The 23,207-nt window shown below is 35.0% G+C and carries 23 protein-coding genes and 1 tRNA gene; 10 read left to right on the forward strand and 14 right to left on the reverse strand.

All coding sequences use genetic code 11. The annotated features are described in order from the left end of the window. The first annotated feature begins 496 nt into the window (after positions 1-496). Together asnS and rpoN are read left to right on the forward strand one after the other, a co-directional pair. A complete protein-coding gene (gene asnS, locus H603_RS0109820; RefSeq protein WP_026708437.1) occupies positions 497-1,933 on the forward strand; it encodes an asparagine--tRNA ligase in 1,437 nt (478 codons plus the stop codon). 92 nt (positions 1,934-2,025) lie between these two features. After that, a complete protein-coding gene (gene rpoN / locus H603_RS0109825) occupies positions 2,026-3,489 on the forward strand; it encodes an RNA polymerase factor sigma-54 (protein WP_026708438.1) in 1,464 nt (487 codons plus the stop codon). A gap of 131 nt (positions 3,490-3,620) precedes the next feature. On the opposite strand, the gene H603_RS16685 is transcribed toward rpoN, so the two are convergent. The 3 genes from H603_RS16685 to H603_RS0109840 form a co-directional block, all read right to left on the reverse strand. Beyond that, positions 3,621-3,854, reverse strand: a complete 234-nt coding sequence (locus H603_RS16685) for a type II toxin-antitoxin system RelE/ParE family toxin (RefSeq protein ID WP_051219267.1) — start codon at positions 3,852-3,854, stop codon at positions 3,621-3,623. After that, positions 3,845-4,087, reverse strand: coding sequence for a hypothetical protein (locus H603_RS0109835; protein ID WP_026708439.1), 243 nt, complete (start codon positions 4,085-4,087; stop codon positions 3,845-3,847). Before H603_RS0109835 ends, H603_RS16685 begins: the two co-directional genes overlap by 10 nt. A 222-nt stretch (positions 4,088-4,309) precedes the next feature. Beyond that, complete coding sequence (locus H603_RS0109840; protein WP_026708440.1) at positions 4,310-4,945, reverse strand: thymidine kinase; 636 nt, start codon at positions 4,943-4,945, stop codon at positions 4,310-4,312. Between the two features lie 241 nt (positions 4,946-5,186). On the opposite strand from H603_RS0109840, the gene H603_RS0109845 reads away from it, so the two are divergent. The 7 genes from H603_RS0109845 to H603_RS0109875 all read left to right on the forward strand — a co-directional run bounded on the left by H603_RS0109845 (position 5,187) and on the right by H603_RS0109875 (position 12,279). Next, on the forward strand, positions 5,187-6,464 hold the full coding sequence (locus tag H603_RS0109845; RefSeq protein ID WP_026708441.1) for a hypothetical protein: 1,278 nt from the start codon (positions 5,187-5,189) through the stop codon (positions 6,462-6,464). A gap of 66 nt (positions 6,465-6,530) precedes the next feature. After that, on the forward strand, positions 6,531-7,253 hold the full coding sequence (gene rsmI / locus H603_RS0109850) for a 16S rRNA (cytidine(1402)-2'-O)-methyltransferase (protein WP_026708442.1): 723 nt from the start codon (positions 6,531-6,533) through the stop codon (positions 7,251-7,253). A gap of 8 nt (positions 7,254-7,261) precedes the next feature. Beyond that, positions 7,262-7,606 (forward strand): HopJ type III effector protein, encoded by a 345-nt coding sequence (locus H603_RS0109855; RefSeq protein ID WP_026708443.1) that lies wholly within the window; start codon positions 7,262-7,264, stop codon positions 7,604-7,606. A 94-nt stretch (positions 7,607-7,700) separates the two neighbouring features. Beyond that, positions 7,701-9,398, forward strand: coding sequence for a single-stranded-DNA-specific exonuclease RecJ (recJ, locus tag H603_RS0109860; RefSeq protein WP_026708444.1), 1,698 nt, complete (start codon positions 7,701-7,703; stop codon positions 9,396-9,398). Next, positions 9,388-10,671 (forward strand): MFS transporter, encoded by a 1,284-nt coding sequence (locus H603_RS0109865; RefSeq protein WP_026708445.1) that lies wholly within the window; start codon positions 9,388-9,390, stop codon positions 10,669-10,671. The genes recJ and H603_RS0109865 overlap by 11 nt, the downstream gene beginning before the upstream one ends. Positions 10,672-10,804: 133 nt before the next feature. Continuing rightward, positions 10,805-11,161 (forward strand): hypothetical protein, encoded by a 357-nt coding sequence (locus H603_RS0109870; RefSeq protein ID WP_026708446.1) that lies wholly within the window; start codon positions 10,805-10,807, stop codon positions 11,159-11,161. Between the two features lie 110 nt (positions 11,162-11,271). Beyond that, the gene (locus H603_RS0109875; RefSeq protein WP_026708447.1) at positions 11,272-12,279 is read left to right on the forward strand and encodes a TlpA family protein disulfide reductase; all 1,008 of its coding nucleotides are present in this window, start codon (positions 11,272-11,274) and stop codon (positions 12,277-12,279) included. Positions 12,280-12,428: 149 nt separating this feature from the next. Here the strand turns inward: H603_RS0109875 and H603_RS0109880 are convergent, their stop codons facing one another. The 3 genes from H603_RS0109880 to H603_RS0109890 all read right to left on the reverse strand — a co-directional run bounded on the left by H603_RS0109880 (position 12,429) and on the right by H603_RS0109890 (position 14,606). Continuing rightward, positions 12,429-13,181 (reverse strand): UDP-2,3-diacylglucosamine diphosphatase, encoded by a 753-nt coding sequence (locus H603_RS0109880; RefSeq protein WP_026708448.1) that lies wholly within the window; start codon positions 13,179-13,181, stop codon positions 12,429-12,431. A gap of 22 nt (positions 13,182-13,203) precedes the next feature. Next, the gene (locus H603_RS0109885) at positions 13,204-13,656 is read right to left on the reverse strand and encodes a 6-pyruvoyl trahydropterin synthase family protein (protein WP_026708449.1); all 453 of its coding nucleotides are present in this window, start codon (positions 13,654-13,656) and stop codon (positions 13,204-13,206) included. 182 nt (positions 13,657-13,838) lie between these two features. After that, a complete protein-coding gene (locus H603_RS0109890) occupies positions 13,839-14,606 on the reverse strand; it encodes an enoyl-CoA hydratase/isomerase family protein (protein ID WP_026708450.1) in 768 nt (255 codons plus the stop codon). Between the two features lie 117 nt (positions 14,607-14,723). On the opposite strand from H603_RS0109890, the gene H603_RS0109895 reads away from it, so the two are divergent. Beyond that, positions 14,724-14,797 (forward strand) — tRNA-Ala (locus tag H603_RS0109895). 180 nt (positions 14,798-14,977) lie between these two features. On the opposite strand, the gene H603_RS16690 is transcribed toward H603_RS0109895, so the two are convergent. The 8 genes from H603_RS16690 to H603_RS0109935 all read right to left on the reverse strand — a co-directional run bounded on the left by H603_RS16690 (position 14,978) and on the right by H603_RS0109935 (position 23,140). Further along, positions 14,978-15,790 carry an HIT family protein gene (locus tag H603_RS16690; protein ID WP_035675839.1) on the reverse strand — a complete coding sequence of 271 codons (813 nt, stop codon included), beginning with the start codon at positions 15,788-15,790 and terminating at the stop codon, positions 14,978-14,980. After that, positions 15,783-16,823, reverse strand: a complete 1,041-nt coding sequence (locus tag H603_RS0109905; protein ID WP_026708451.1) for an HNH endonuclease domain-containing protein — start codon at positions 16,821-16,823, stop codon at positions 15,783-15,785. The genes H603_RS16690 and H603_RS0109905 overlap by 8 nt, the downstream gene beginning before the upstream one ends. Before the next feature lie 136 nt (positions 16,824-16,959). Beyond that, positions 16,960-17,460: a GreA/GreB family elongation factor gene (locus H603_RS0109910; protein ID WP_026708452.1), complete on the reverse strand. Its 501-nt coding sequence runs from the start codon at positions 17,458-17,460 to the stop codon at positions 16,960-16,962. Between the two features lie 313 nt (positions 17,461-17,773). Further along, positions 17,774-19,276 (reverse strand): aldehyde dehydrogenase family protein, encoded by a 1,503-nt coding sequence (locus H603_RS0109915; RefSeq protein ID WP_026708453.1) that lies wholly within the window; start codon positions 19,274-19,276, stop codon positions 17,774-17,776. Positions 19,277-19,482: 206 nt separating this feature from the next. Further along, positions 19,483-20,319 (reverse strand): helix-turn-helix domain-containing protein, encoded by an 837-nt coding sequence (locus H603_RS0109920; RefSeq protein ID WP_026708454.1) that lies wholly within the window; start codon positions 20,317-20,319, stop codon positions 19,483-19,485. A gap of 29 nt (positions 20,320-20,348) precedes the next feature. Then, the gene (locus H603_RS0109925) at positions 20,349-21,281 is read right to left on the reverse strand and encodes a lipid A deacylase LpxR family protein (RefSeq protein WP_026708455.1); all 933 of its coding nucleotides are present in this window, start codon (positions 21,279-21,281) and stop codon (positions 20,349-20,351) included. Continuing rightward, positions 21,282-22,028 (reverse strand): monofunctional biosynthetic peptidoglycan transglycosylase, encoded by a 747-nt coding sequence (gene mtgA / locus H603_RS0109930; RefSeq protein ID WP_026708456.1) that lies wholly within the window; start codon positions 22,026-22,028, stop codon positions 21,282-21,284. It abuts the gene before it with no gap. After that, the gene (locus tag H603_RS0109935) at positions 22,028-23,140 is read right to left on the reverse strand and encodes an NAD(P)/FAD-dependent oxidoreductase (protein WP_026708457.1); all 1,113 of its coding nucleotides are present in this window, start codon (positions 23,138-23,140) and stop codon (positions 22,028-22,030) included. The genes mtgA and H603_RS0109935 overlap by 1 nt, the downstream gene beginning before the upstream one ends. Positions 23,141-23,207: the final 67 nt, after the last annotated feature.

Genomic DNA, 23,207 nt, shown 5'->3' on the forward strand with positions numbered 1-23,207 from the left:
AATTAGCTTACCCGATCTATTAAACCCAAACTTGTTCCGTTGAAAGCTTCTCTACACCGCGGTGCTACTTTCGTGAGACGCTTTCAGCGTGATAAACTATGTGAAGTACTGCGCTTCTAATTAGCTTACCCGATCTATTAAACCCAAGCTTGTCCCGCTGAAAGCGACTCTGCATCGTTGCGCTACTTTCGTGGTACGCTTTCAGCGTGACAAACTGTGAGGAGAAAATTCAATCTTGTCTTGGTTTTTTTAATCTTGAAAATAGTCTTAATACTCGTAATTCCACTATTTACTAGCCCCGATAGTAGAGGCATCCTTTTATATCTCCCGATAGCTATAGGGAGATATAAAAGATATAGCGAATAGCGGGAAAATGCTCCAAAAAAAAGCACTTTGTATGCTTCTAATGCATCATTACTATAATGACATTTAAAACAAATGATTTATATTTGCAGTTAGAACACGAGACAATTAAAAAATCAACTCTACACATAAAATGAGACATACAAAAGTTAAAGACTTACTAAACAGCACCACGACGCTTCAAGAAGTAAATGCAAAAGGATGGGTGAGAACTTTTAGAAATAATCAATTTATCGCTTTGAACGATGGTTCTACCATCAATAATATTCAATGTGTTGTAGATTTTGAAAATACGCCAGACGAATTACTTAAAAGAATTACTACGGGAGCTGCGATATCAGTAACGGGAAGCCTTGTTGAGAGTAAAGGTGCTGGACAAAAATTTGAAATTCAAGTTGCGCAATTAGAAATATTAGGAGACTCTGATGCAGAGAAGTTCCCAATACAACCTAAGAACAAACCAAGTTTAGATTTTTTACGTGAAAACGCACATTTACGTGTTCGTACCAACATGTTTGGTGCAATCATGCGTGTTCGATCAGTTTTATCATACGCCGTACACAGTTATTTTCAAGAGAAAGGTTTTGTGTATGTAAACACACCTATTATCACTGGATCTGACGCTGAGGGTGCCGGTGAAATGTTTAAAGTTACAGCTTTACCATTTGACGAAACACCAAGAAAAGAAGATGGAAAAGTAGATTATAGAGAAGATTTCTTTGGGAAAGAAACTAATTTAACGGTTTCGGGACAATTAGAGGGAGAAACTTTTGCGATGGCTTTGGGACAGATCTACACTTTTGGACCTACGTTTAGAGCCGAAAATTCAAATACATCTCGTCACCTTGCAGAATTCTGGATGATTGAGCCAGAGGTTGCTTTTAATGATTTGAATGACAATATGGATCTTGCTGAAGATTTTATTCAGTACGTTATTAAATATACGCTTGACAAATGTCCTGAGGATTTAAAATTCCTAGAAGGTCGTTTATTAGACGAAGAAAAATCTAAACCACAAGCTGAGAGAAGCGAAATGGCTTTGCTAGACAAATTAAACTTTGTTCTAGACAACAACTTTAAACGCGTTTCATACACGGAGGCAATTGACATTTTAAGAGATTGCACGCCAAATAAAAAGAAAAAATTCAACTATATTATCAATGAATGGGGAGCTGATTTACAGTCAGAACACGAGCGTTATTTAGTTGAAAAACATTTTAAATGTCCGGTAATCTTGTTTGATTATCCAGCAAATATCAAAGCATTTTACATGCGTTTGAATGAAGACGGAAAAACAGTTCGCGCTATGGACATCCTTTTCCCTGGAATTGGAGAAATTGTAGGAGGTTCACAAAGAGAGGAACGTTTTGACGTTTTGGTCGAAAAAATGAAAGCTCTAGGAATTGATGAAGAAGAATTGTGGTGGTACTTAGATACTAGAAGATTTGGATCAGCAGTTCACTCTGGTTTCGGATTAGGATTTGAAAGATTGGTGCTGTTTGTAACTGGAATGACAAATATACGTGACGTAATTCCTTTCCCAAGAACACCAATGAATGCAGAATTCTAGGAATAGTTTAAATTGTTTAAGGTTTAAAGTTGATTAAGATACGAACAACTTTAAACCTTAAACCTTAAACTTTTTTAAACAAAAAATATAAAATGCTAAAGCAATTCTTAAATTTAAAATTATCACAGAAATTATCTCCACAGCAAATCCAGCTGATGAAGTTAATTCAATTGCCTACGCAAGCCTTTGAGCAACGTTTATTAGAGGAGATGAATGAGAATCCAGCTTTAGAAACTGGAAAAGAAGATGATTATGAGAATGATGATTTTGAAAACGATGAATACGACGATTATGAAGACACAGATTCAGAGAGAATTGAAGCTGATGACATTAATATCGACGAGTATTTAAGTGATGATGATTCACCAGATTATAAAACACAAGCTAATAATTACAGTGACGATGATGAAGAACGCGAGTCACCACTAGCCTCGCCTATTAGTTTTCATCAAGATTTAATCAATCAATTGAATACTTTTATCATTGACGATCAAGAGCGAGAAATTGCAGAATTCCTAGTAGGAAGTATTGATGATATGGGTTACATACGCCGTAGTATTCCTGATATTGTCGATGATATGGCTTTTACTCAAGCAATTTATACCGATGAGGAAATGGTCGAAAGAATGCTTCACGTTATTCATGAGCTGGAGCCATCAGGTGTGGGAGCACGCGATCTACAAGAATGTTTATTGCTGCAGTTGAAGCACAAAACGCCATCAGAATATATTGACTTGGCTACTGATATTATCGAAAACCAATTTGATGCTTTTACAAAGAAGCATTACGATAAATTATTGCAAAAATATGGTGTCTCTAATGAGCAGCTGAAGAAAGCGATTAACGAAATCGAACGCTTAAATCCAAAGCCCGGTGGAGCCTTTACCGGAAATAATAAAATAACAGAGAATGTCGTTCCTGACTTTGCTATTCGAATAGTAGAAGGAGAATTAGAACTTACTCTAAACGGAAGAAACGCACCAAGCTTGCATGTCTCAAAAGACTATCAAGAGATGATGCAAACTTATAAAGAGTCTACTGATAAATCTGGAGCACAAAAAGATGCCGTACAGTTTATCAAGCAAAAATTGGACTCGGCTAAATGGTTTATCGATGCGATACGTCAGCGTCAAGAGACTTTGTTTGTGACCATGAATGCTATTATGCATTATCAAGAAGAATACTTTCTAGAAGGAGACGAAACCAAATTGAAACCAATGATCTTAAAAGACATTGCAGATATGGTGGGATTAGATATTTCGACAATTTCCAGGGTAGCCAATAGCAAGTATGTTGAGACACCTTATGGAACGAAGTTAATTAAGGAATTTTTCTCAGAAGCGATGAAAAATGATCAAGGTGAAGATGTTTCTACACTCGAAATCAAAAAGATATTACAAAATATAATCGAAGAAGAAGACAAGAAAAAACCTCATCCCGATGATCAGTTAGCTGAATTATTAAAGGAAAAAGGATATCCTATTGCTAGAAGAACCATTGCTAAATATAGAGAACAACTCGATATTCCGGTAGCTAGAATGAGGAAAAAAATCTAAGAATGACGATTTTTATTGAATGCAAAAAAAGGACTAAGTAAATTATTTTATTTGGTCCTTTTTATTTTAACGAGGTTTTGTTTGCAATTGAACACATCCCAAATTTCTATTTGATTTTTATTTGTGTTCACTCAATAAATAACTTTATAATCCTTACTAATTAAAACCCTAAAAACTCTAGATCGATCTACCAGTAATTCCTCAATTTTACCTAAGTAAGGATGGTTGCTGAGTAGTTTGACTTCATTAGTTATATCATTAATTGTATTTTTTGCAACAATTATAGTAGCAGTAGTTTTAAGAAATTCATAAATGTGTTGAAGTTCTATTTTGGCAAAGTCTGTCCAATAAACTTTTAATTCCATTTTTCTATTTCACTCAAAAAGTCTTCCATCTCAGTCAGTCTTCCCTTATTAGAATCATCTTCTGATTGGTCTATTCTTCTGTTTAAGTCTGAAATAGTCATCGAATTTAATTCTGTATTCTTAAGAGTAGTATTTTTATTTTTCAGCAAGTTTTCAAATCGAGAAATAAGCTCCTCACTTTCAATAGAAAGAAATTCCTGAACAAATGATATTTTTCGGCTTTGTAAATCCATTGCAATTAATTATAAATCAAAGATACAAAATTGAATTTAAAACGACCCTAAGCCACAAGTATCTATAAACGAGAGCCATGAGTATTCTTAAATTCAAATGGCTTAGAGGATAATTCATCTCATCAAAAACTCCAAATTATTTATCTATTAAACAGATGGATCAAAACAACTTCCCAGTTATAAAACAAAAAACCCTTTCTGAGCATTAGAAAGGGTTTTGAATTATATAGAATCCTTTTTCGTTTCGTCTCCCTCTCCTTTGGAGAGGGTTGGGGAGAGGACTTCCCGCATGGCATGATAATATGCCGCCCGACTCAACGGTTCGTATTCTTCGGTTTCCCCTAGCATAACCAATTTATCACTATCTGTTTTTCTAAAGCTGTAATTGGCCAAGTTCCCTGTTCGCGTGCATACCGCGTGCACTTTAGTAACATACTCAGCGGTAGCCATTAATGCAGGCATTGGCCCGAAAGGATTTCCTTTAAAATCCATGTCCAATCCAGCCACAATAACACGGATACCTTGATTGGCAAGATCGTTGCAAATTTTCACTATCTCGTCATCAAAAAATTGTGCTTCATCAATCCCAACCACGTCACATCCTTGTGCCAAAATAGCAATATTTGCAGCAGCAGGAACTGGAGTTGATCTAATTTCGTTTGAATCATGCGACACCACCATTTCGTCATGGTAACGTGTATCTATTTCAGGTTTAAAAATTTCAACTTTTTGTTTGGCAAATTGCGCTCTTTTAAGACGACGTATTAATTCTTCGGTTTTACCCGAAAACATGGAACCGCAGATGACTTCAATCCAACCAAACTGCTCTTTATGATTTACTGTATTTTCGAGAAACATTTCGTATTTTTCTAACTTAAAAAATGAATAGATTTTATTACTTTGTATTGTAATAATTCGGCTTAAGATTTTATACTTTTACACTGTCTCAAAAGTAGAAAAATTTTATCAATTCACGGATTCATCAGGACTTATTTAAAAAATTAAATAGGTTAGCTAACATCTTATGAATCAAAAGCAAGAATTTAAGCTGCATATCAAAACAAACAAAACACGCCATAATTACAATAATACAAAGGTTATGAAAAAAAGACTGGAAGCTGATTTAATTAGCATTGCTCACAGAGTATTACAACTTAAAAATAAATCTGATATCAATCAATTGTATTTGGAGAGTCAAAAATTATACGAAAAACTATCTGTTTTACGTTTTATTGACGCGCATTATGGTGATGTAAAACCTACAATAGGTCAAGCTGCGGCTCTAGAGGATATGGAGCGTTTCTATGATAAGGAAGAAGAATTACCTGCAGAAACTGAAATCGAAATGAACGAAGAAAACCTTCATCAAGACGAAACTCCAGAAGAAATCGAAACAGTTGAAGAAACTGAAGTTATCGAATCAGCAGAGGATGAAGATGAAGTAGAAGAAGAACCTACAATTGGACCTGAAAAAGAAATTGAAGAGGCTCCTATCGAAGAAGAAATCGAAATTGAAGAAGAGCAACTTCCAGAAAATGAGGAAGAAGAATTTACTCCTAAAATTGCAGAAGTAAATCCTGATTTTGAAGCTGATATTAAAGAAGAACAAGAAGTTTCTGAACATGTAGAAGAGTTAGCTGAGGAAACGCCTACAGAAGAAATTTTGGTTCCAGAAGAAGACGAAGAAACAGAAGAAACAAAAAACGAACATTTAACCGCTGTCGAAGAAGTAATTGACGGCGAAATTAATGCAGAAGAAACTGTACAAGTTGCTAATGAACCTATAATCGAAGAAAAGAAAGAAGAGAGCATCTTCTCATTCACTCCAAGTTTCGAAAACAACAAACCAACAGAAGAGCCTGCTCGTTTAGAAGCAGTTCAAATTTCGTTTGAAGATTTATTAGGATTGAACTATGGCGAACCACAATTTGTAAAAGTTGAGGACGTTGCGCCATTAGCTCCTGAGCCAATTTTTGATCCTATCGAAGAAAAAAGTGAAGTTGAAAATGTTATTCCAGAACTCCCTAGAACTGTAAGTAGAGAACATGCTACAACTGAAACAGCTAACACTCCTCCACCTATTTTTGAGAAATCAGAAGAAATGGCAACACCACTTGCTAAGAGCTTGTCATTGAATGATAAATTCTCAAAAGGAATCGATATTGACTTGAATGATAGAATTGCATTTGTAAAACACTTATTCGGAAATAGTGAAGAAGATTACAACCGCGTTCTAAATCAGCTGATTACCTTTGATAACTTTTACGAAACTCGTAACTTTATCGAAGAAATGGTGAAACCAGATTACAACGACTGGAAAGGTAAAGATGATTATGCAGAGCGTTTTATAGACATTATCGAGAAAAAATTCTTGTAATACGTTCAATAAAACTGCAGTTTAAATCACTAAACGCTCCATTTTAAAATACTTGTAAATACTACTATGTCAAAATTATATATTGTTCCCACGCCTATAGGTAACCTCGAAGACATGACTTTTAGAGCAATTAGAATTCTCAAAGAAGTCGATTTAATTCTTGCAGAAGACACCCGTACCAGCGGAAAACTGTTGAAACATTTTGAGATAGGCACGCACATGCACAGCCACCACATGCATAACGAACATAAAACGGTCGAGAATTTAATCGCTCGTTTGCAGGCCGGAGAAAACATTGCCTTGATTTCTGATGCGGGAACTCCAGCCATCTCTGATCCAGGATTTTTATTGACTCGCGCTTGTGTCGAAAATGGCATCACTGTTGAATGTCTACCCGGCGCAACAGCATTTGTGCCCGCACTTGTAAATAGTGGTTTGCCTAATGACAAATTTGTATTTGAAGGTTTTTTACCTGAAAAAAAAGGCCGTCAAACACGCTATTTAGAATTAGCCGAAGAAGCACGAACGATGATTTTATATGTTTCGCCACATAAGCTGGTAAAAACCTTAGTGGAATTTGTCACTTACTTTGGCGAAGACCGACAAATCTGCGTTTCAAGAGAATTATCTAAACTGCATGAGGAAAATGTAAGAGGAACTACTCGCGAAGTCTTAACCCATTTCGAAAAAACAGCTCCTCGTGGCGAAATCGTAGTGGTAGTGGCAGGAAAACCATTTGTAAAAGAAGCAAAGAAAAGTAAATTTTCTAAAGAAGATAATAAAGAATAAAACACATCATGACATTAACTACATTCCTAACTAACATAAAAGAAAATCCAAATTCAATTGCATTTGCAGATACAATCGCTGTAATTGAAGATAATTATGTTTTTACCCCTACCGCTTTTAAAAACGGAAACCAACAAAATGCTGCTGGTGAAAATTCGGGTTCTTGCAAGATTTTTGCTTTCGCGAAAGCGCAACAACTCTCTCTAGAAGAAACTTTGAATTGTTTTGGTACTTACTATACTGAAGACGTTTTGAAAAACCCTGAAGGAACAGACCACCAGAACATCCGTAACTTTATGGTAAGTGGTTGGAACGGAATTGCATTTGAAGGAGACGCTTTGCAATTGAAATAATAGCTCGTACCGCAATTTCACCATTATTTCAGTTGGCGAAATTGCGGTATTTTTATACGCAACAAATTACCAAAACAGAATAATCCCTAGTACTATGAGGTGGACCATAAAGCCAGAACCTTCTAATGAAAAAATTAACCATTTGGCGCAAGCCTTACATGTAGAAGATTTTGTAGCTACTTTATTAGTACAGCGCGGGATAGAAACTTTTGAAGAGGCCAAAGCTTTTTTTAGACCTTCCCTAGATCATCTACATGATCCGTTCTTGATGAAAGACATGGACAAAGCCGTGGAAAGAATCGAAAAAGCAATTGCAAATCAAGAACGCATTCTGGTTTTTGGCGATTATGACGTCGATGGTACTACGGCGGTTTCATTAGTATCATCTTATTTAAAATCATACTATCCAGACATCGCTACTTACATTCCGGATCGTTATCTTGAAGGATATGGCGTTTCGTATAAAGGAATTGACTTTGCCGAAGACAATGGTTTCACATTAATAATTGCGTTAGACTGCGGTATTAAATCTATTGATCATGTCGCTTACGCAAAAGAAAAACAAATAGACTTTATCATTTGTGATCACCACAGGCCGGGAGACCAACTACCCGAGGCTGCAGCAGTTTTAGACCCTAAAAGAAGCGATTGTAATTATCCTTACGACGAACTTTGTGGTTGCGGTGTTGGATTTAAATTGATTCAAGCATTAGGAAGTCGCAAGGGAGAAACAATTGATGATTTGATTCCGTATCTTGACTTAGTGGCTACAGCCATTGCAGCAGATATTGTCCCAATGACTGGAGAAAATCGTGTTCTCGCTTATTTTGGATTGCAAGTGATTAATGCTGAGCCAAGGCCTGGTATTAAGGCGTTAGTCCATCAAGTAAAAAAGAAAACCCTAGATATTACTGATGTTGTTTTTATCATTGCTCCGCGTATTAATGCGGCAGGGAGAATAAAACATGGTAATCATGCTGTAGAATTGCTAACCGAATTTGACTTTGATCAAGCGCAGCAATTTGCTTCAGAAATTGAGCAATACAATTCTGATCGAAAAGATTTAGACAAGCAAATCACTAAGGAGGCGCTTGCACAAATAATCGAAAATCAAGAAACAGAGAAATTTACATCGGTAGTTTTTCAAGAAGATTGGCATAAAGGCGTAATTGGCATTGTAGCCTCTCGCTTAATCGAAACCTATTACCGCCCTACGCTAGTATTTACAAAGAGCGGAGACAAATATGCGGCTTCGGCACGATCTGTAAAAGGATTTGATGTGTACAATGCACTTGAAGCTTGTTCAGAACATTTAGAGCAGTTTGGTGGTCACATGTATGCTGCAGGAATGACGATTCTACCTGAGAATTATCCTGCTTTTAAGGCAGCCTTTGAAAAACAAGTAAAAGATACTATCCAACCTGAAATGCTTACTCCCGAAATTGAGATTGATGCCGAAATTAATTTTGCTGATATCACTCCCAAATTTTTTAGAATCTTGAAACAGTTTGAGCCTTTTGGACCTCAAAACATGACACCTACCTTTTTAACAAAAAACGTGATCGATACCGGTTATGGAAAAACGATGGGTAAAGACGACGAGCACTTGCGTTTATTTGTAAAGCAAAATAGTTCAGAAGGGCTTGCAGCTATAGGTTTTGGTTTGGGAAATAAAATAGCACTAACAAAAGACCAACAACCATTTGAAATTGCTTATTGCATCGATGAGAATGAGTGGAATGGCAATATCACAACACAGTTACGATTAAAAAGTTTAAGAAATGAGTGCTGACAAATTAAAGAAAAAAGACCCTTACGCCGCCTTACGATATAAGGAGTTTAATATCTTTTTATTATTGCGTTTTGCCATGGTATTTGCTTGGTCTATGCAATTTATAGTTATCGAATGGCAGGTGTACAGCATTACTAAAGATCCTCTATCACTAGGACTCATAGGACTAATGGAAGTTATTCCTGCAGTTTCAATGGCATTGTTTGCCGGACATATTGTTGACCAGAAAGAAAAGAAATGGCTATTAGTTAAATGCATTTTGGCATTTTCAGTTATTAGTTTTGGTTTGTTTTTACTAACATGGCCTGCTGTAATTGGAGATTTTGATACGCAAAGTATCTTGTACGCTATTTACTTTCTTGTCTTTTTAGGAGGATTAGTTCGCGCATTTTTAGGACCAACAATATTTTCACTTTTATCTTTATTAGTACCAAAGAAAGTTTACCCTAATGCTGCCACTTGGAGTAGTTCGGTATGGCAAATTGCCTCAGTTGTAGGTCCAGCTGTAGCAGGGTTTTCTATAAACTGGATAGGTGTTCACTGGTCCATGTGTTTTGTATTTGCTTGTTCGTTGTTTGCTTTAATTTCCCTTTCGAGAATAGAGAAAAAACCTATTTTGAATCCTAAAATTGGAGAGCCTGTAATGCAAAGTTTATCAGAGGGGATTAAATTTGTTTTTAATAACAAAACTGTGTTAGGAGCTATTACGCTAGATATGGTTGCAGTCCTCTTTGGGGGAGCAGTTGCTTTACTGCCCATTTTTGCACAAGATATTTTAAAAGTAGGTCCAGAAGGCTTTGGCTTTTTGAGAGCTGCTCCCGCTGTTGGTGCCTTCATCACCATGTTGATCACAGCTTATGTACCTTTAAGTAAAAATGCAGGATTAAAATTACTATCAGCAATCTTTGCTTTTGGTCTCTGTATTATTGTGTTTGGTCTTTCTACTATATTTTGGGTATCATTAGCAGCACTGTTTTTAAGTGGTGTTTTTGATGGAATTTCAGTAGTAATCAGACAGACTATTTTACAATTAAAAACGCCTGATCACATGCGTGGTCGTGTATCAGCAGTTAATTCTATGTTTGTAGGTTCTTCAAATGAATTAGGTGCTTTTGAAAGTGGTTTGACCGCCAAATTAATGGGAACGGTTACCGCAGTGGTTTTTGGAGGAAGCATGACGCTACTCGTTGTTTTAACAACTGGAATCGTATCGCCAACCTTTAGGAAATTAGACCTTAGAAAAGATTTAGAAGAGCACGAAAACGAAGTTTAAGAATCTTATTCGAAATAAAGGAAGTCGGTATTGCATTTAAATGTGCAAACCGACTTTTTTTTATGCTTTTTTTAATCAGTTTTATTTAGAACAAATCTAAATAATTATTATATTTGTTTTAAACGACACGATTATGAACGAAATGAAACAGATATATTACAACGATGCCGGAACTTCTTTTTTCTGGAGAAAGGAGAACGAAATATTAAGTGATAAGATACAAATGATATTTAGAGAAACCGGTTTCTATTTTAGCCGACAAGAATTGAAACATTTTCGATGCTGCATTGATGAAAGTTACACGCTTAATAAATGTTGCGAGGAATGTGAGTTAAAAAATGATTGCCATAAATTTTTATTGAAAACACCTTGTTCTCAAATTGACTTGGCTGTATCTATGAAGGAATTAAAATCTATTAAAGATCTTGTAGAGGGTACGTTGTTTAAAATAGATTTAGATGAATATTTGTATGGCGAAGGGATGAACTAATTTCCGTCTTTTTTTTTTTAAAGCAGACTTGCTAAATCACATTGTTCTCACAGTTTACATTGTAAGAAAAAAAATAGTATATTTAGGACAAATTCTAACACTAGCAACTTATGAATAAAGTTATATTAATGCTTGTTGCACTACTAATTACTGTAAATGCAAGCAGTCAGGATAAAACATACGCTACAGTTGAATTTGATGTTGCAAAACAAAAAACAGATTCCCTCTTTATTTGGAGCATAGAAAGTGAAATCGTCCTCCTTAAAATCCTTAAAAAGGATAAAAATGGTGTTTTTAAAGATACTGTAACTGTGAAACCAACGATGCATCTTCTATCTTACACTAAAAACTCTTCGAGTTATCACACTATTTATTTAGCAAATGGATTTGATCTAAAAATCTCTTTAGACATTAATAAATGGGGAGAACCTATGCAGTTTAGTGGCAGAGGATCAGACGAAAATAATCTTTTTCAAGAGGTACCTAATAGTTTTCCAAGCGACTCTATATTTAAAGATGATAAAAATTTTAGAACCGAATTTGATAAGGCTAGAACGTTAAGTTTATCACTTATTGAAGGTAAAAAATTAAATCCGGAATTTTATACTGAAATAAAGAAACAAATTGAAGATCAATATCTAAGAATTGAAACCCAACACCAATTTCAAGTAGCTCAAAATAAATTGAATACTACTGTTTCACCTAACTTTTCTTTTATAAACTACAAAGGAGGACAGTCTATGTTAGGGGATTTCAAAGGAAAGTATGTATATATCGATATATGGGCAACTTGGTGTGCGCCTTGTATACGCGAGATCCCCTATTTGAAAAAAATGGAAGAACTATACCAAGGTAAAAATATTGCTTTTCTAAGTATTTCTTCAGATCAATATAGCGATATTGAAAAATGGAAAAAGATGATTGCAGCTAAGTCAATGTCAGGAGTACAATTACTTCAGGATGATAGAGTTACTACTGCTTTCAGCAATTACTTTAAAGTGGACACTATACCAAGATTCATACTGATTGACCCAAAAGGAGTAATCATAGATTCAAACACATTAAGACCCTCAGATCCATTATTAATAGAGAAATTAGATGGATTGCTTAATAAATAGTCGGTTATAAAAACTTCAAATACCCCTTTGAGATTAGTACTTAAATATTGCTTTCATACTGGTGAAAAAGAGCAAATTTAGAAATTTTGATATCGTTTCCTAGAGGTAAAATTGTGCTATTTACAAAAAGATAAATTAGTATTTATTTCTTAATACTTTTCTATTTCGAAAGTGTCTCCGTCAAAAACACCGTAGGTAAAATAAGAGATCCAATCTCCTAAGTTAACATATTCGGCATTTTCACCTACCGTGAGTTTCATAGGCAAATGGCGGTGTCCAAAAACAAGGTAATTGTAGTGTTTGGTTTCGAGTTTTTTCTTGGCGTAGATAATCAGCCATTCGTTTTCTTCCCCTAAATAAGTAACATCATCGTCACCTGAAATTAGTTTGTTTTTTACTGAAAGATATTGCGCTAAACCAACGCCGATATCAGGATGCAACCAGCGAAAAAGCCATTTAGAAAACGGATTTGTAAATACTTTTTTCATGCGTTTGTAGCCCATGTCTCCAGGACCTTTTCCGTCTCCGTGGCCAACTAGAAAAGTTTTATCACCAAAAGTATATTCTTGATTATCATGATAGACTGGAATATTCAATTCTTTTTCGAAATATCCGTCCATCCACAAGTCGTGGTTTCCTACAAAGAAGTAAATTGGGATTCCGCTGTCGCGAATTTCTGCGAGTTTGCCTAATACACGTACAAATCCTTTGGGAACCACAGTTTTGTATTCGAACCAAAAGTCAAACAAATCCCCTACTATAAAAATGGCTTCGGCGTCTACTTTCACCTCATCAAGCCAAGCTACAAATTTCTTCTCTCTGGGAGCACTTAATTCGGGCGTTGGCGCTCCAAAATGTTGGTCAGAAGCGAAATATACTTTTTTATTGTTAGGTAGTTTCATGAAACTAAAGTGTCAATTTGAATTATAGATTATCGCTAGCGTACCATTCAGCAAATGACGATTCTGTTTCTTGCAATTTTAAGGCAAAAAGTTTGATTTCTTCTGGCAATCTGCTCTTTATTCTAGCAGCAAAATCAATTACCATATTTTCACTTGTGGGTTGGTAATCAACTAAAATCACATGGTGTCCACGTTTTTTTAATTCTTCGGCTAGTTCAACGTGAGGCGTTGTTTCGTTAAAAACAGTAGCGTGATCAAACTGATCTACAATTTCTTCTTTTACAATTTTCTTTAAGTCCGAAAAATCGATTACCATTCCGAATTTCACGTTGTTCCTATCTGTAATAGGCGATCCAATAACGGTTACTGATAATTTGTAGCTGTGTCCGTGAACATTTTTACATTTTCCGTCGTATCCATAAAGGGCGTGACCGGTTTCGAAGTTAAATTGTTTTGTAATTCTGATATTGCTCATCTGGATATAATTTTGAGTGCAAATTTAGTCAATTGCTCTGAGATATGAATTGGAAATCTTGTCTTTCCTTTAGTGCAGGGAGTTTTAGCCCTGATAGCAGTGGAAATCCTTTTCCTTTTTTTTCTTTAAAAAAGGAAAAGATTGTAACGTATAGCAGGAAATAGCTCCTAAAAAAATGGGGTTTATTTCTTGAATTGGTTCAGTGCATTTTTAGTAAATTCGGAAAGCACTAACTCGCCTGAAATAGCGGCTCTATCTAGTAAAAGTGCATCCCAATCACTTGTTCCTTCCCAAATAATCTTTTTCATTTGTTGCAGTGCCTCTGGATTGTAAGATGCCAACTTTGTGGTGAAATTTGCCAAGTCATTATCTAACTCTGTTTGATCTAGGAGTACCTTTGCATAAAGGCCTTTATCAAGTGCCCATTCGGCTGTTTTCCATTCGTGAGCAGCAAGCGTCAATTGGGTCATTGCAGTCTTACCAATCTTGCGGCTTACAGCAGGCTCAATCACAAAAGGACCAATCCCGATTGCAAGCTCAGAGAGTTTTACAGCAGCATTTGTGGTTGCAAAAGCATAATCGCAGGCAGCGGCAATCCCTACTCCACCTCCTACTGCTTTACCGTGAATACGGCCCACAATAATCTTAGAACAGTTGCGCATGGCATTGATTAGATTAGCAAATCCAGAGAAAAAAGTAGTTCCCTCAGCAAGATTTGAAACCGCTAATAGCTCGTCAAAAGAAGCTCCAGCACAAAAAGCGCCATCGCCTCCGCTACGCAAAATAATAACAGAAACAGCATCGTTTTTACTTAGCTCATTCAAAGCGGTAGTCACCGCATCTAGCAATTGACGGGGGAAAGAATTGCTGGCAGGATGCGAAAATTGTACTGTTGCAATTTTATCTTGAATAGTTGTGGTAAGCGAACCTGATCTTGATGCTGCAGTCATTTTAGTTTTTAATGTAAAGTTAGTATTTTAATGAAGATAGAAAAGTTAAGTTCTATCGAAAGTTGTTTTTTTAATTGCCTTTTGAATTATAAATAATACTATATTTGTTGCAGTATTGGGGGATTAGCTCATTTGGCTAGAGTGCTTGCCTGGCAGGCAAGAGGTGACCGGTTCGAATCCGGTATTCTCCACTTTCAAAACCGTAAATCTTTTTTAGATTTACGGTTTTTTTTATAATATATACTAAATTGAACTGTAGTGTTTACTGAGACTTCGTTATTTTCTAAATAATTGAAGTTTATCTTAGAATTACACATTTTAAAGATCAATAAATATTCCTTCTTGCTTACCGTGACTGATTGAACTCGACTCTATGAACTTTCAGCATGATATTGTGGAATTATATAAATATTACAGTGTAAAATGGTATGACCAGCTTCTTCATTCATATTTATTCCAACGCTGAATCCATCAGGATTGTATTTTTCTTGAAGAATGTTTTTGACTTTGTTCACAGCTATCCAACAAGCTATTTGTTCCTTTAAAGTTAGATCGAAATAATTTGAAACCAATCTTTTGGGTACAATTAAAGCATGACCCTTAGTAACTGGAGATTCATCATAAAAAGAGAAAACAGTAGCTATCTCTACTACTAATACTCTCGATTCTTTCCCAATTAAAAAAGGGCTAATATCTGTTCTGCTTTTGTTCAAGGTTGTGTAATGCTGATATTCATAAATCTCACAATTTTTATTCTTATAAATTGATAGATAAGCTAGTTTTATTAGACATTGATAGGTTTGTTTATTATGCACTTTGTGAATTCTAAAACCTTCGTATTGGATATCTCTGCGTACAGCGAAGTATGCTTTCCCGTTTGGTTTTAATAGATGAGAGACATTCATTAGAACTTCAGCTTGCTCCTCTGGAAGCAAAACATTTAGTACATAAAAACATAAAATAGTGTCAAATTTTTCGGTTGGAAATGTTGGAAAATAAAACGGATCATATCCGATAATATCATTTCCTTTACCTTTCAACAATTCGACATCTTTTCCAATTCCACAACCAAAATCAAGAATTTTACCTTTAACTTTATTTTGATTCAGTAATACGCGTGCAGGATATGAAAGAGAAGTTCTTTCTATTGCAGTTAGGTGGCTATTTTGATTTTGATTACTCATTCATAAATAAAAATCCGTTATTACTAGCAATGGTAATTAAAGGTTGAATTGTACTAGAAAACCTTTCCTTTTCAAAAACTTCTATATTTGGAAATATGGTGAGAAATTCATCCATATATTTACTCTTGGGATTATTATGTTTATTGATTTCAAAAGCTGTCTTTTGCAAATCATAGAATTTATCAAAATAGGTCCCAAATAGTGGCAGTTTATCACTTTTTGAAGAATTAAAATTCTTTTCGATAGGTATTAAATTCCAAATTAAATCATGCGAAACGAAGGCATGAGGGACAAAATGGTCTAAGGCAAAATTCTTTTCATCAAAATACAACTTAGTATTTGTGAAAATACAGTTTATTGAGCCTAATTCTTGGAAAACTAATTTCCAATATTGATTTGTTTGTTTAACTAAACCATTTCTAATTACAGGTTTAATCAACTTATTTGGAATGTCAGGAACGTTTGGATTGCGAGTTTGAAGGAAAAGTGATAAATTCCAATAGGCAAAATCTTTTAGTACTTTAGCATTAGATTTTAAGTAATCTATCCAAATTGGATTTAATACAATATGATCTTTATGTAGAGCATATAGACTATCATTTTCAAAGGAATTGGACAATTTATAAATTTCGGATTTACCTTTCTTGGGAAACCAAGGAGACAAAAACCAATGCGGGACGTTTTTATCAAAATGAAACAGTTGATTTAAAGTTTCCCTATTATTTGAGTTTTCTAAACAAATTTCAAGTTTACTTTTCTTCTCGTCAATCGTTAAATTTTCTTCTTGCAAAATTCTTTCTACTGCAATTTGCAAGTTGTCTTGCTTCCCGAATGAAATATGAAAATAGTTAATGGTGTACCAAGAATTACTAATCATTCTTGAAAAAATTTTCTTTTTCGGTATTTCAATGTTTCCCTGTTCGACTAATTCAATTAAAGCAATAAACCAGTAATATTTATAGGTTGCAACTGTGTTTCCAAAAACAGATGCAAGTTTATTTACAGGTAAATTAGTTGAAGATGGTAGGTTCATTTTAATTTGATATTTAGCTAATATAAGTAAAAACTTAAACAGTTAAATTTCAGAGAAAGTTTATTTATTTTAAGTAAGACTAAAATAAGATGAAAATTACTCTTTCTTGCAATTAGGAAAAAACTGGAAATCTCTTTCAATACTCAATACCCAAAATTTTAAACTCCCTATCTTCTTTCGCTAATTTAAGTACAGCCACATCACCTACTTTTTTATTAACTAAGATTCTTGCTATGGGAGAAATAAACGAAATCTTAGCTTTAGCAATATTCGCTTCGTCTACTCCTACTATTTGGTACTTCTGGATCTTTGTATCGTTTCCTATTTGCATGCTTATTAGTGCACCAAATCGTATTTCGTCATGTGGTTGCTTATCTAAATCCACTACTTTTCCGCTAGCAATTCTTTGGTTTAGTAATTGTAATTTGGCGTTAATATAATTGATCGCAATACGTCTTTCGTTTTCATCGGTGTTTTGAACTGTCTCTATTTCGTGTAATAACGTTTCTTTTTCCTGTAATAATTCGTCCATACCGTTTGGCGTTAGGTAGTTTACCATTCCGTTAGGTAAATCAGCTCTAGGCGGTACTATCGGAATTAATTCTTGATCATCTTCTTTTACAAATCCTCTACTCATAATCTATATTTTTTCTATTGAAATACTAATACAAAAGCATACTATTTTACGCCCTGCTACTATTAATTAGTATCTCAATATTTTTAAATTTCAGTTAACTACAAAATTTTAGTACTTCCCACAACCCATTGATTGCAAGCTTACATACTAGAAATTAGGGTGATTACTAAGTTACAAAATATCATTTTTTTGGTTGTACTATAGCTGCCATCTTTAAGAAAACTTTAGCGCTTTGAAACCCCAAAACGAAAATATTAGAAACAAAAAACCTCGGAAAATCCGAGGTTTAAAATTGTAATTGTATTGCTTTAGATTAAAAGAAACCCATTGGTTTTTTATCATAAGAGATCAACATATTTTTTACAACACGGTAATGGTCTAATGCCATTTTGTGATTCTCACGTCCAAAACCTGATTCTTTTACTCCACCAAACGGTGCGTGAGCTGGATACGTATGGTATTGATTAACCCATACTCTACCTGCTTGAATAGCACGTGGAACTTGGTATAATTCATGCGCATCACGAGACCAAACTCCTGCTCCTAATCCATAAGGAGTGTCATTTGCGATTTCGATTGCTTCTTCAGTATTGCTGAATGTTGTTAAGGCAACTACTGGCCCAAAAATTTCTTCTTGGAAAACACGCATTTTGTTGTTTCCTTTAAGAACTGTAGGTTGGATGTAATATCCTTCCGAAAGATCTCCCTCATAGTTTCCTGCTTCTCCACCTGCAATTACTTCAGCACCTTCTTCTTTACCAATGTTGATATAGTTAAGGATTTTGTCGTATTGTGGTTTAGACACTTGAGAACCAATCATAGTTTCTGGATCTAAAGGATTTCCTGTTTTGATCGCTTTCAATCTTACTTTCATTTTTTCAACAAAAAGATCAACGATATCTTCGTGTACTAAAATTCTTGTTGGAGCAGTACAAATTTCACCTTGGTTTAAAGCAAACATTAAAGCTCCTTCGATAGCTTTACTAAAGAAATCGTCATCATGGGCCGCTACAGATGGGAAGAAAATATTAGGTGATTTACCTCCTAATTCCATTGTTACTGGAATAATATTTTCGGCTGCATTATGGTACACTTTCTGTCCAGTTGCTGTTGAACCTGTAAATGATAATTTAGCGATTCTTTTTGAAGTTGCTAGCGCTTGACCTGCTTCCGCACCAAAACCTGTTACAATGTTTAGAACTCCTGGAGGCAAGATGTCTCCAATTAATTCCATTAACATAATTACACTTGTAGGTGTTTGCTCTGCTGGTTTAACTACTGCAGTACATCCTGCAGCTAATGCTGGAGCTACTTTCCAAGCTAACATTAACATTGGGAAATTCCATGGAATAATTTCTCCCACTACTCCAATAGGCTCGTGCAATACGATACTTACTGTATTTTTATCATGCTCAGCAATTGATCCTTCATCTGCACGAATTACTCCTGCAAAATAACGGAAGTGATCTACACAGTAAGGAATATCTGCTGCACGTGATTCACGAATAGGTTTTCCGTTGTCAATTGTTTCTAATGTTGCTAGGTATTCTGCATTATCTTCCATCACTTGCGCAATTTTCAATAACATATTACTACGCTCTGTTGCTGATGAAGTACTCCATGCTGGAAACGCTTCGTGTGCAGCATCAAGTGCTAAATCTATATCTTCTTGAGTTGAACGTGCTGCCTGAGTAAATACTTTACCATCAACTGGTGATATATTATCAAAATATTGTCCCTTAACTGGATCAACAAATTTACCTCCAATAAAATTTCCGTATCTTTCTTTAAAGTCCGGTTTCGTTACATTTGCCATATTTGTTTGTTTTAACTTGATGTAATAATTTTCAAAAACACTTTGTTTTAATTACATCACAAATATACCTACAACAAAAACCAACTCTATTATCAATACAGTTCATTAACTTATGAAAACAGTTCAATAGTAAAATAGTTGCACTATTGTTCTTGCAAATTATATATAATTAATTGAAATTCAGCTATGTGAAAAATTACTGGTTGCTAAGAAATATCTGTTGGACTTATTCCAAATTTGTTTTTGAACGCAATACTAAAATTAGAAAGGTTATTGTAACCCGCATCTAAATACACATCAGAAGGTTTTAAGAGTCCTTCAAGCAACAAGTCTTTGGCGCGCTGCAAGCGTTTGTCTTGCAACCACTTTCCCGGAGCCTCCTTATATTCTACTGTAAAATGACGCTTAAAAGTCGACAAACTCATATTGCATAAAAAAGCAATTTCCTCAAGCTTTAGGTTCGAATAAACATTGCTTTCAATAACGTTTTTAAATGGTGAAACCTCCTTTGAAATTAATGAATGCAGGTAGTATTCGAAAGCAGCTTTATATTTAGCCAAAAGATACAGCATGATTTCCTCAAACTTTATTTCTAATAAATTAGCACTGTAACTTGAGTTTTCGAGATTTAAAATGGATAGCGAATTTAAAAATGAAACAATATAGTCGTCATTTTCAATCACAAAATAAGCGACATCATTGGCCGCAGGCTGTATGTTTTTAGTATGCTTTTTTAAAAACTTCAAAAGTTGCTCTTCTGAGAAAAAGAATAATTTGCAATAATAAATCGTTTCAGTATCTAATAATTCCGTCCACAGCCAGTTCCCTTTTTTTAAAAGCAACGATTGCTGACTATTGACTGCAATTGAGGTATCACTAAAGTGCACTTGTTTTTTACCTACTTGCAAAAAGCTAAACATATTCATGCTTAAATTCACCTTACTTTTTACAACATCACTGGTCATTTTAAAGTCATAAACCAGCAAGCCACTGTTTACTTCTTTTTCTTTAATATATACTTCAGGGATATTTTCTATTGGCATGGCGCTTTCTTTCTAAATTAGTGGGTTGGTTATAATAAATACGAAAGTCCGATTGAGCCGTAAAAATAACCTGAATTTGTTTGGTGGTGCAATTCGCGACCGCGATACATAAAAATATAGGATAGATTTAAATTATTCTTTCGATACTTAAAACCAGCCTCACCATTAAATCTCAATGGCACTAGTTTAAAAGTGACCGGACTATTATTATTAAAAAGACTTCCTTGAATCGTGGCATCATAGACTTGGTAGTTGATACTAGGCGCTATATAAAAGTAAAATTCGCTAACCGAACTCCCTACAGCACCGCCATACAAATTAGAATCATAGATAGGCGCGAGTTTTTTAAATCCTATTCGGCTTACTAATCCCGTTGAGGCTCCAGTAAAAATTGTTCCCACATTCGCTTCTGATTTAAAATGCAAATCAACAAAATCGCTTGACCTATTTGGAAACATTTTTTTCGAATATACAGCATGCGCTTGTAACGCTAATGCATTTTGGATTTGGAACTCCCAACCAAAAACTTGCTTATAACCTACCAAATCATGAAAACTATTTTGGGTTTCTCTACCAAAAGAATTTGGACCAAGATAACCCAAACGAAAATCAACTTTGAGAACCGATTCATTTTTATAAAAGAGCGAACTCCCCACTTCTCCAAACAAATAGCCTGCATAAGGACGATCCATTATTTCTTTTTCGGGGGTATTTATAAATCGAGGAGTATAAATGTATTGCCCTACTTTAAATTCTATCGTTTGCTTTTGAATTTTGTCACTGCTGTTAGGAATCAATCGTTTGTAAAAAAGTTCTAATCCATTGGTGTAATACATGTCGTATTTAGAAGAAGTGTACAAATCATTGTCGGTGATAATTCCAATTTCAGCATTCTTACGCTGTGAAAACGAGTGACAACTAACTAGCAATAAGATTGCGATAAAGCTATATTTGATGCTCATCTAGTATTTAATTTTACCCACTGTTCGCATCAAGCGAACAATTTTTGTTTTCCTCCTGTTAATATAACTAGAGGAACTCGTTGCCGTAAAACGTCGCGGATTAGGTAAAATAGCAGCAATTCCAGCAGCTTGAATTGGTGTCAGGTTACTAGCATCTTTGCGGTACCAATGTTCTGCTGCAGCTTGCGCTCCATAGACACCATCCCCCATTTCAATGCTGTTTAAATATACTTCCATGATGCGCTCTTTACCCCAAATAAGCTCTATTAAAACTGTAAAATAAGCTTCGAGACCTTTACGTAAATAGCTACGCCCTTGCCACAAAAACACATTCTTAGCTGTTTGTTGCGAAATAGTACTTCCTCCTTTGATGTTTTTACCTCGGGAGTTGTTTTTATATGCTTTTTGCAAGGCGATAAAATCAAAACCATTGTGGTTCAGGAAATTGCCATCTTCACTAGCAATAACTGCTTTTTGTAAATTAACCGATATATTTTCTAGCGGTTCCCAATCGTGACTGCAAACAGCCTCTTTACCCGCTTTTTTATGTTCGATAGCACGAATCGCCATTAAAGGTGTAAATGGAACGGGAACAAACTTAAAAAGCACGACAAAAAACAACGAAAGCGCGATACAAAAGAGGAAAAACTTTAAGATAAATTTTCTAATACTACCCATAAAACTGCTTGATGATTTAGTTGCTCTTCTTTTGTTTGTATTATTTGTTGGTCTAACTTTTATTCCCATTATATTAAATCTGCTAATTCTTGTCCTATTAAACTCCCTATTGCCACACCCATTCCACCAAGTCTTACCCCACAATACACATTGTTTGATAACTGAGAAACAATAGGGTTTTTACTATTCCCTATTCCCATGATGCCACTCCAGCGGTGTGCAATTTTAAAATCTTTCTCGGGCAAAATTACTTCTTTTAATAATTCTTCCAATCTGTTTTGTATAATTTCTGTTTCACCAAATTCTGTTGTGGTTTCCGTCTCAAAATCGAGATTTCTTCCGCCTCCTAGTAAAATACGATCGCCTATATTTCGAAAATAATAATAGCCTTTATCTAAATGAAAGGTCCCTTTTATGTCTAAATTTTTAATAGGCTCTGTGATCAAAACTTGAGCTCTTGCAGGCTTTACAGCTCCATTTGTGATTTGGTTCGAAAATCCATTAGTAGCAAATAACAACTTTTTCGAATAAAAACTAAAATCTTTCAAAACGACTTCGACAGCATTTTCCTTATCAGCATAAGAAGTAACCGTTTGTTGATTTAAAATTAAAATAGTAGCAGCATGCGCTTTTTTAAGCAAAGCTTGCATCATGTTACCTGTATCGATTTGTCCTTCAAACGGATTGAATATTAAATACTCATTTGTGCCTTTAAAATTGAACCGATCAACATCTTTATTAAAAACATCCGACTTGAATAAAGGTCTTAAAATTTCGTTTACAAACGGTAGCGCGCGCAGGCAATCCTGAAACAAATTTTCGTCTTGCTCAGTAAAGAGTTCGTACCCACCATAGGGCTTGAAATCAAGAGCATCATCGCTTAGGTTTTTACGCAGTAATTGCAAACCTCTCCATCTTTTTTCGATTAAGGAAATTACTTCATCTTCGGTATGGGAATTCAAGTCATCCATGATTTCTGAAAGACTTCCAAAACAGGCAAAACCAGCATTTTTTGTACTCGCTCCCTTCGGAAGCACTCCTTTTTCTAACAGTAAAATCTTGGCGTTTGGGAATCTTTCGCGCAAGCGTAGAGCAGCGTGCAGTCCTACGATTCCGCTTCCTACGATGGTATAATCGACATTAGAAAACCAATTTTTTAATTCCCAGTAACTCAAATTCATGCCCTAATTTTTTATAAAAATAATATTTTAAACGCAAAAACTAACATTTAGAAATACTTAACAGAAT

The organism is Flavobacterium frigidarium DSM 17623 (assembly GCF_000425505.1).
Lineage (GTDB): Bacteria > Bacteroidota > Bacteroidia > Flavobacteriales > Flavobacteriaceae > Flavobacterium > Flavobacterium frigidarium.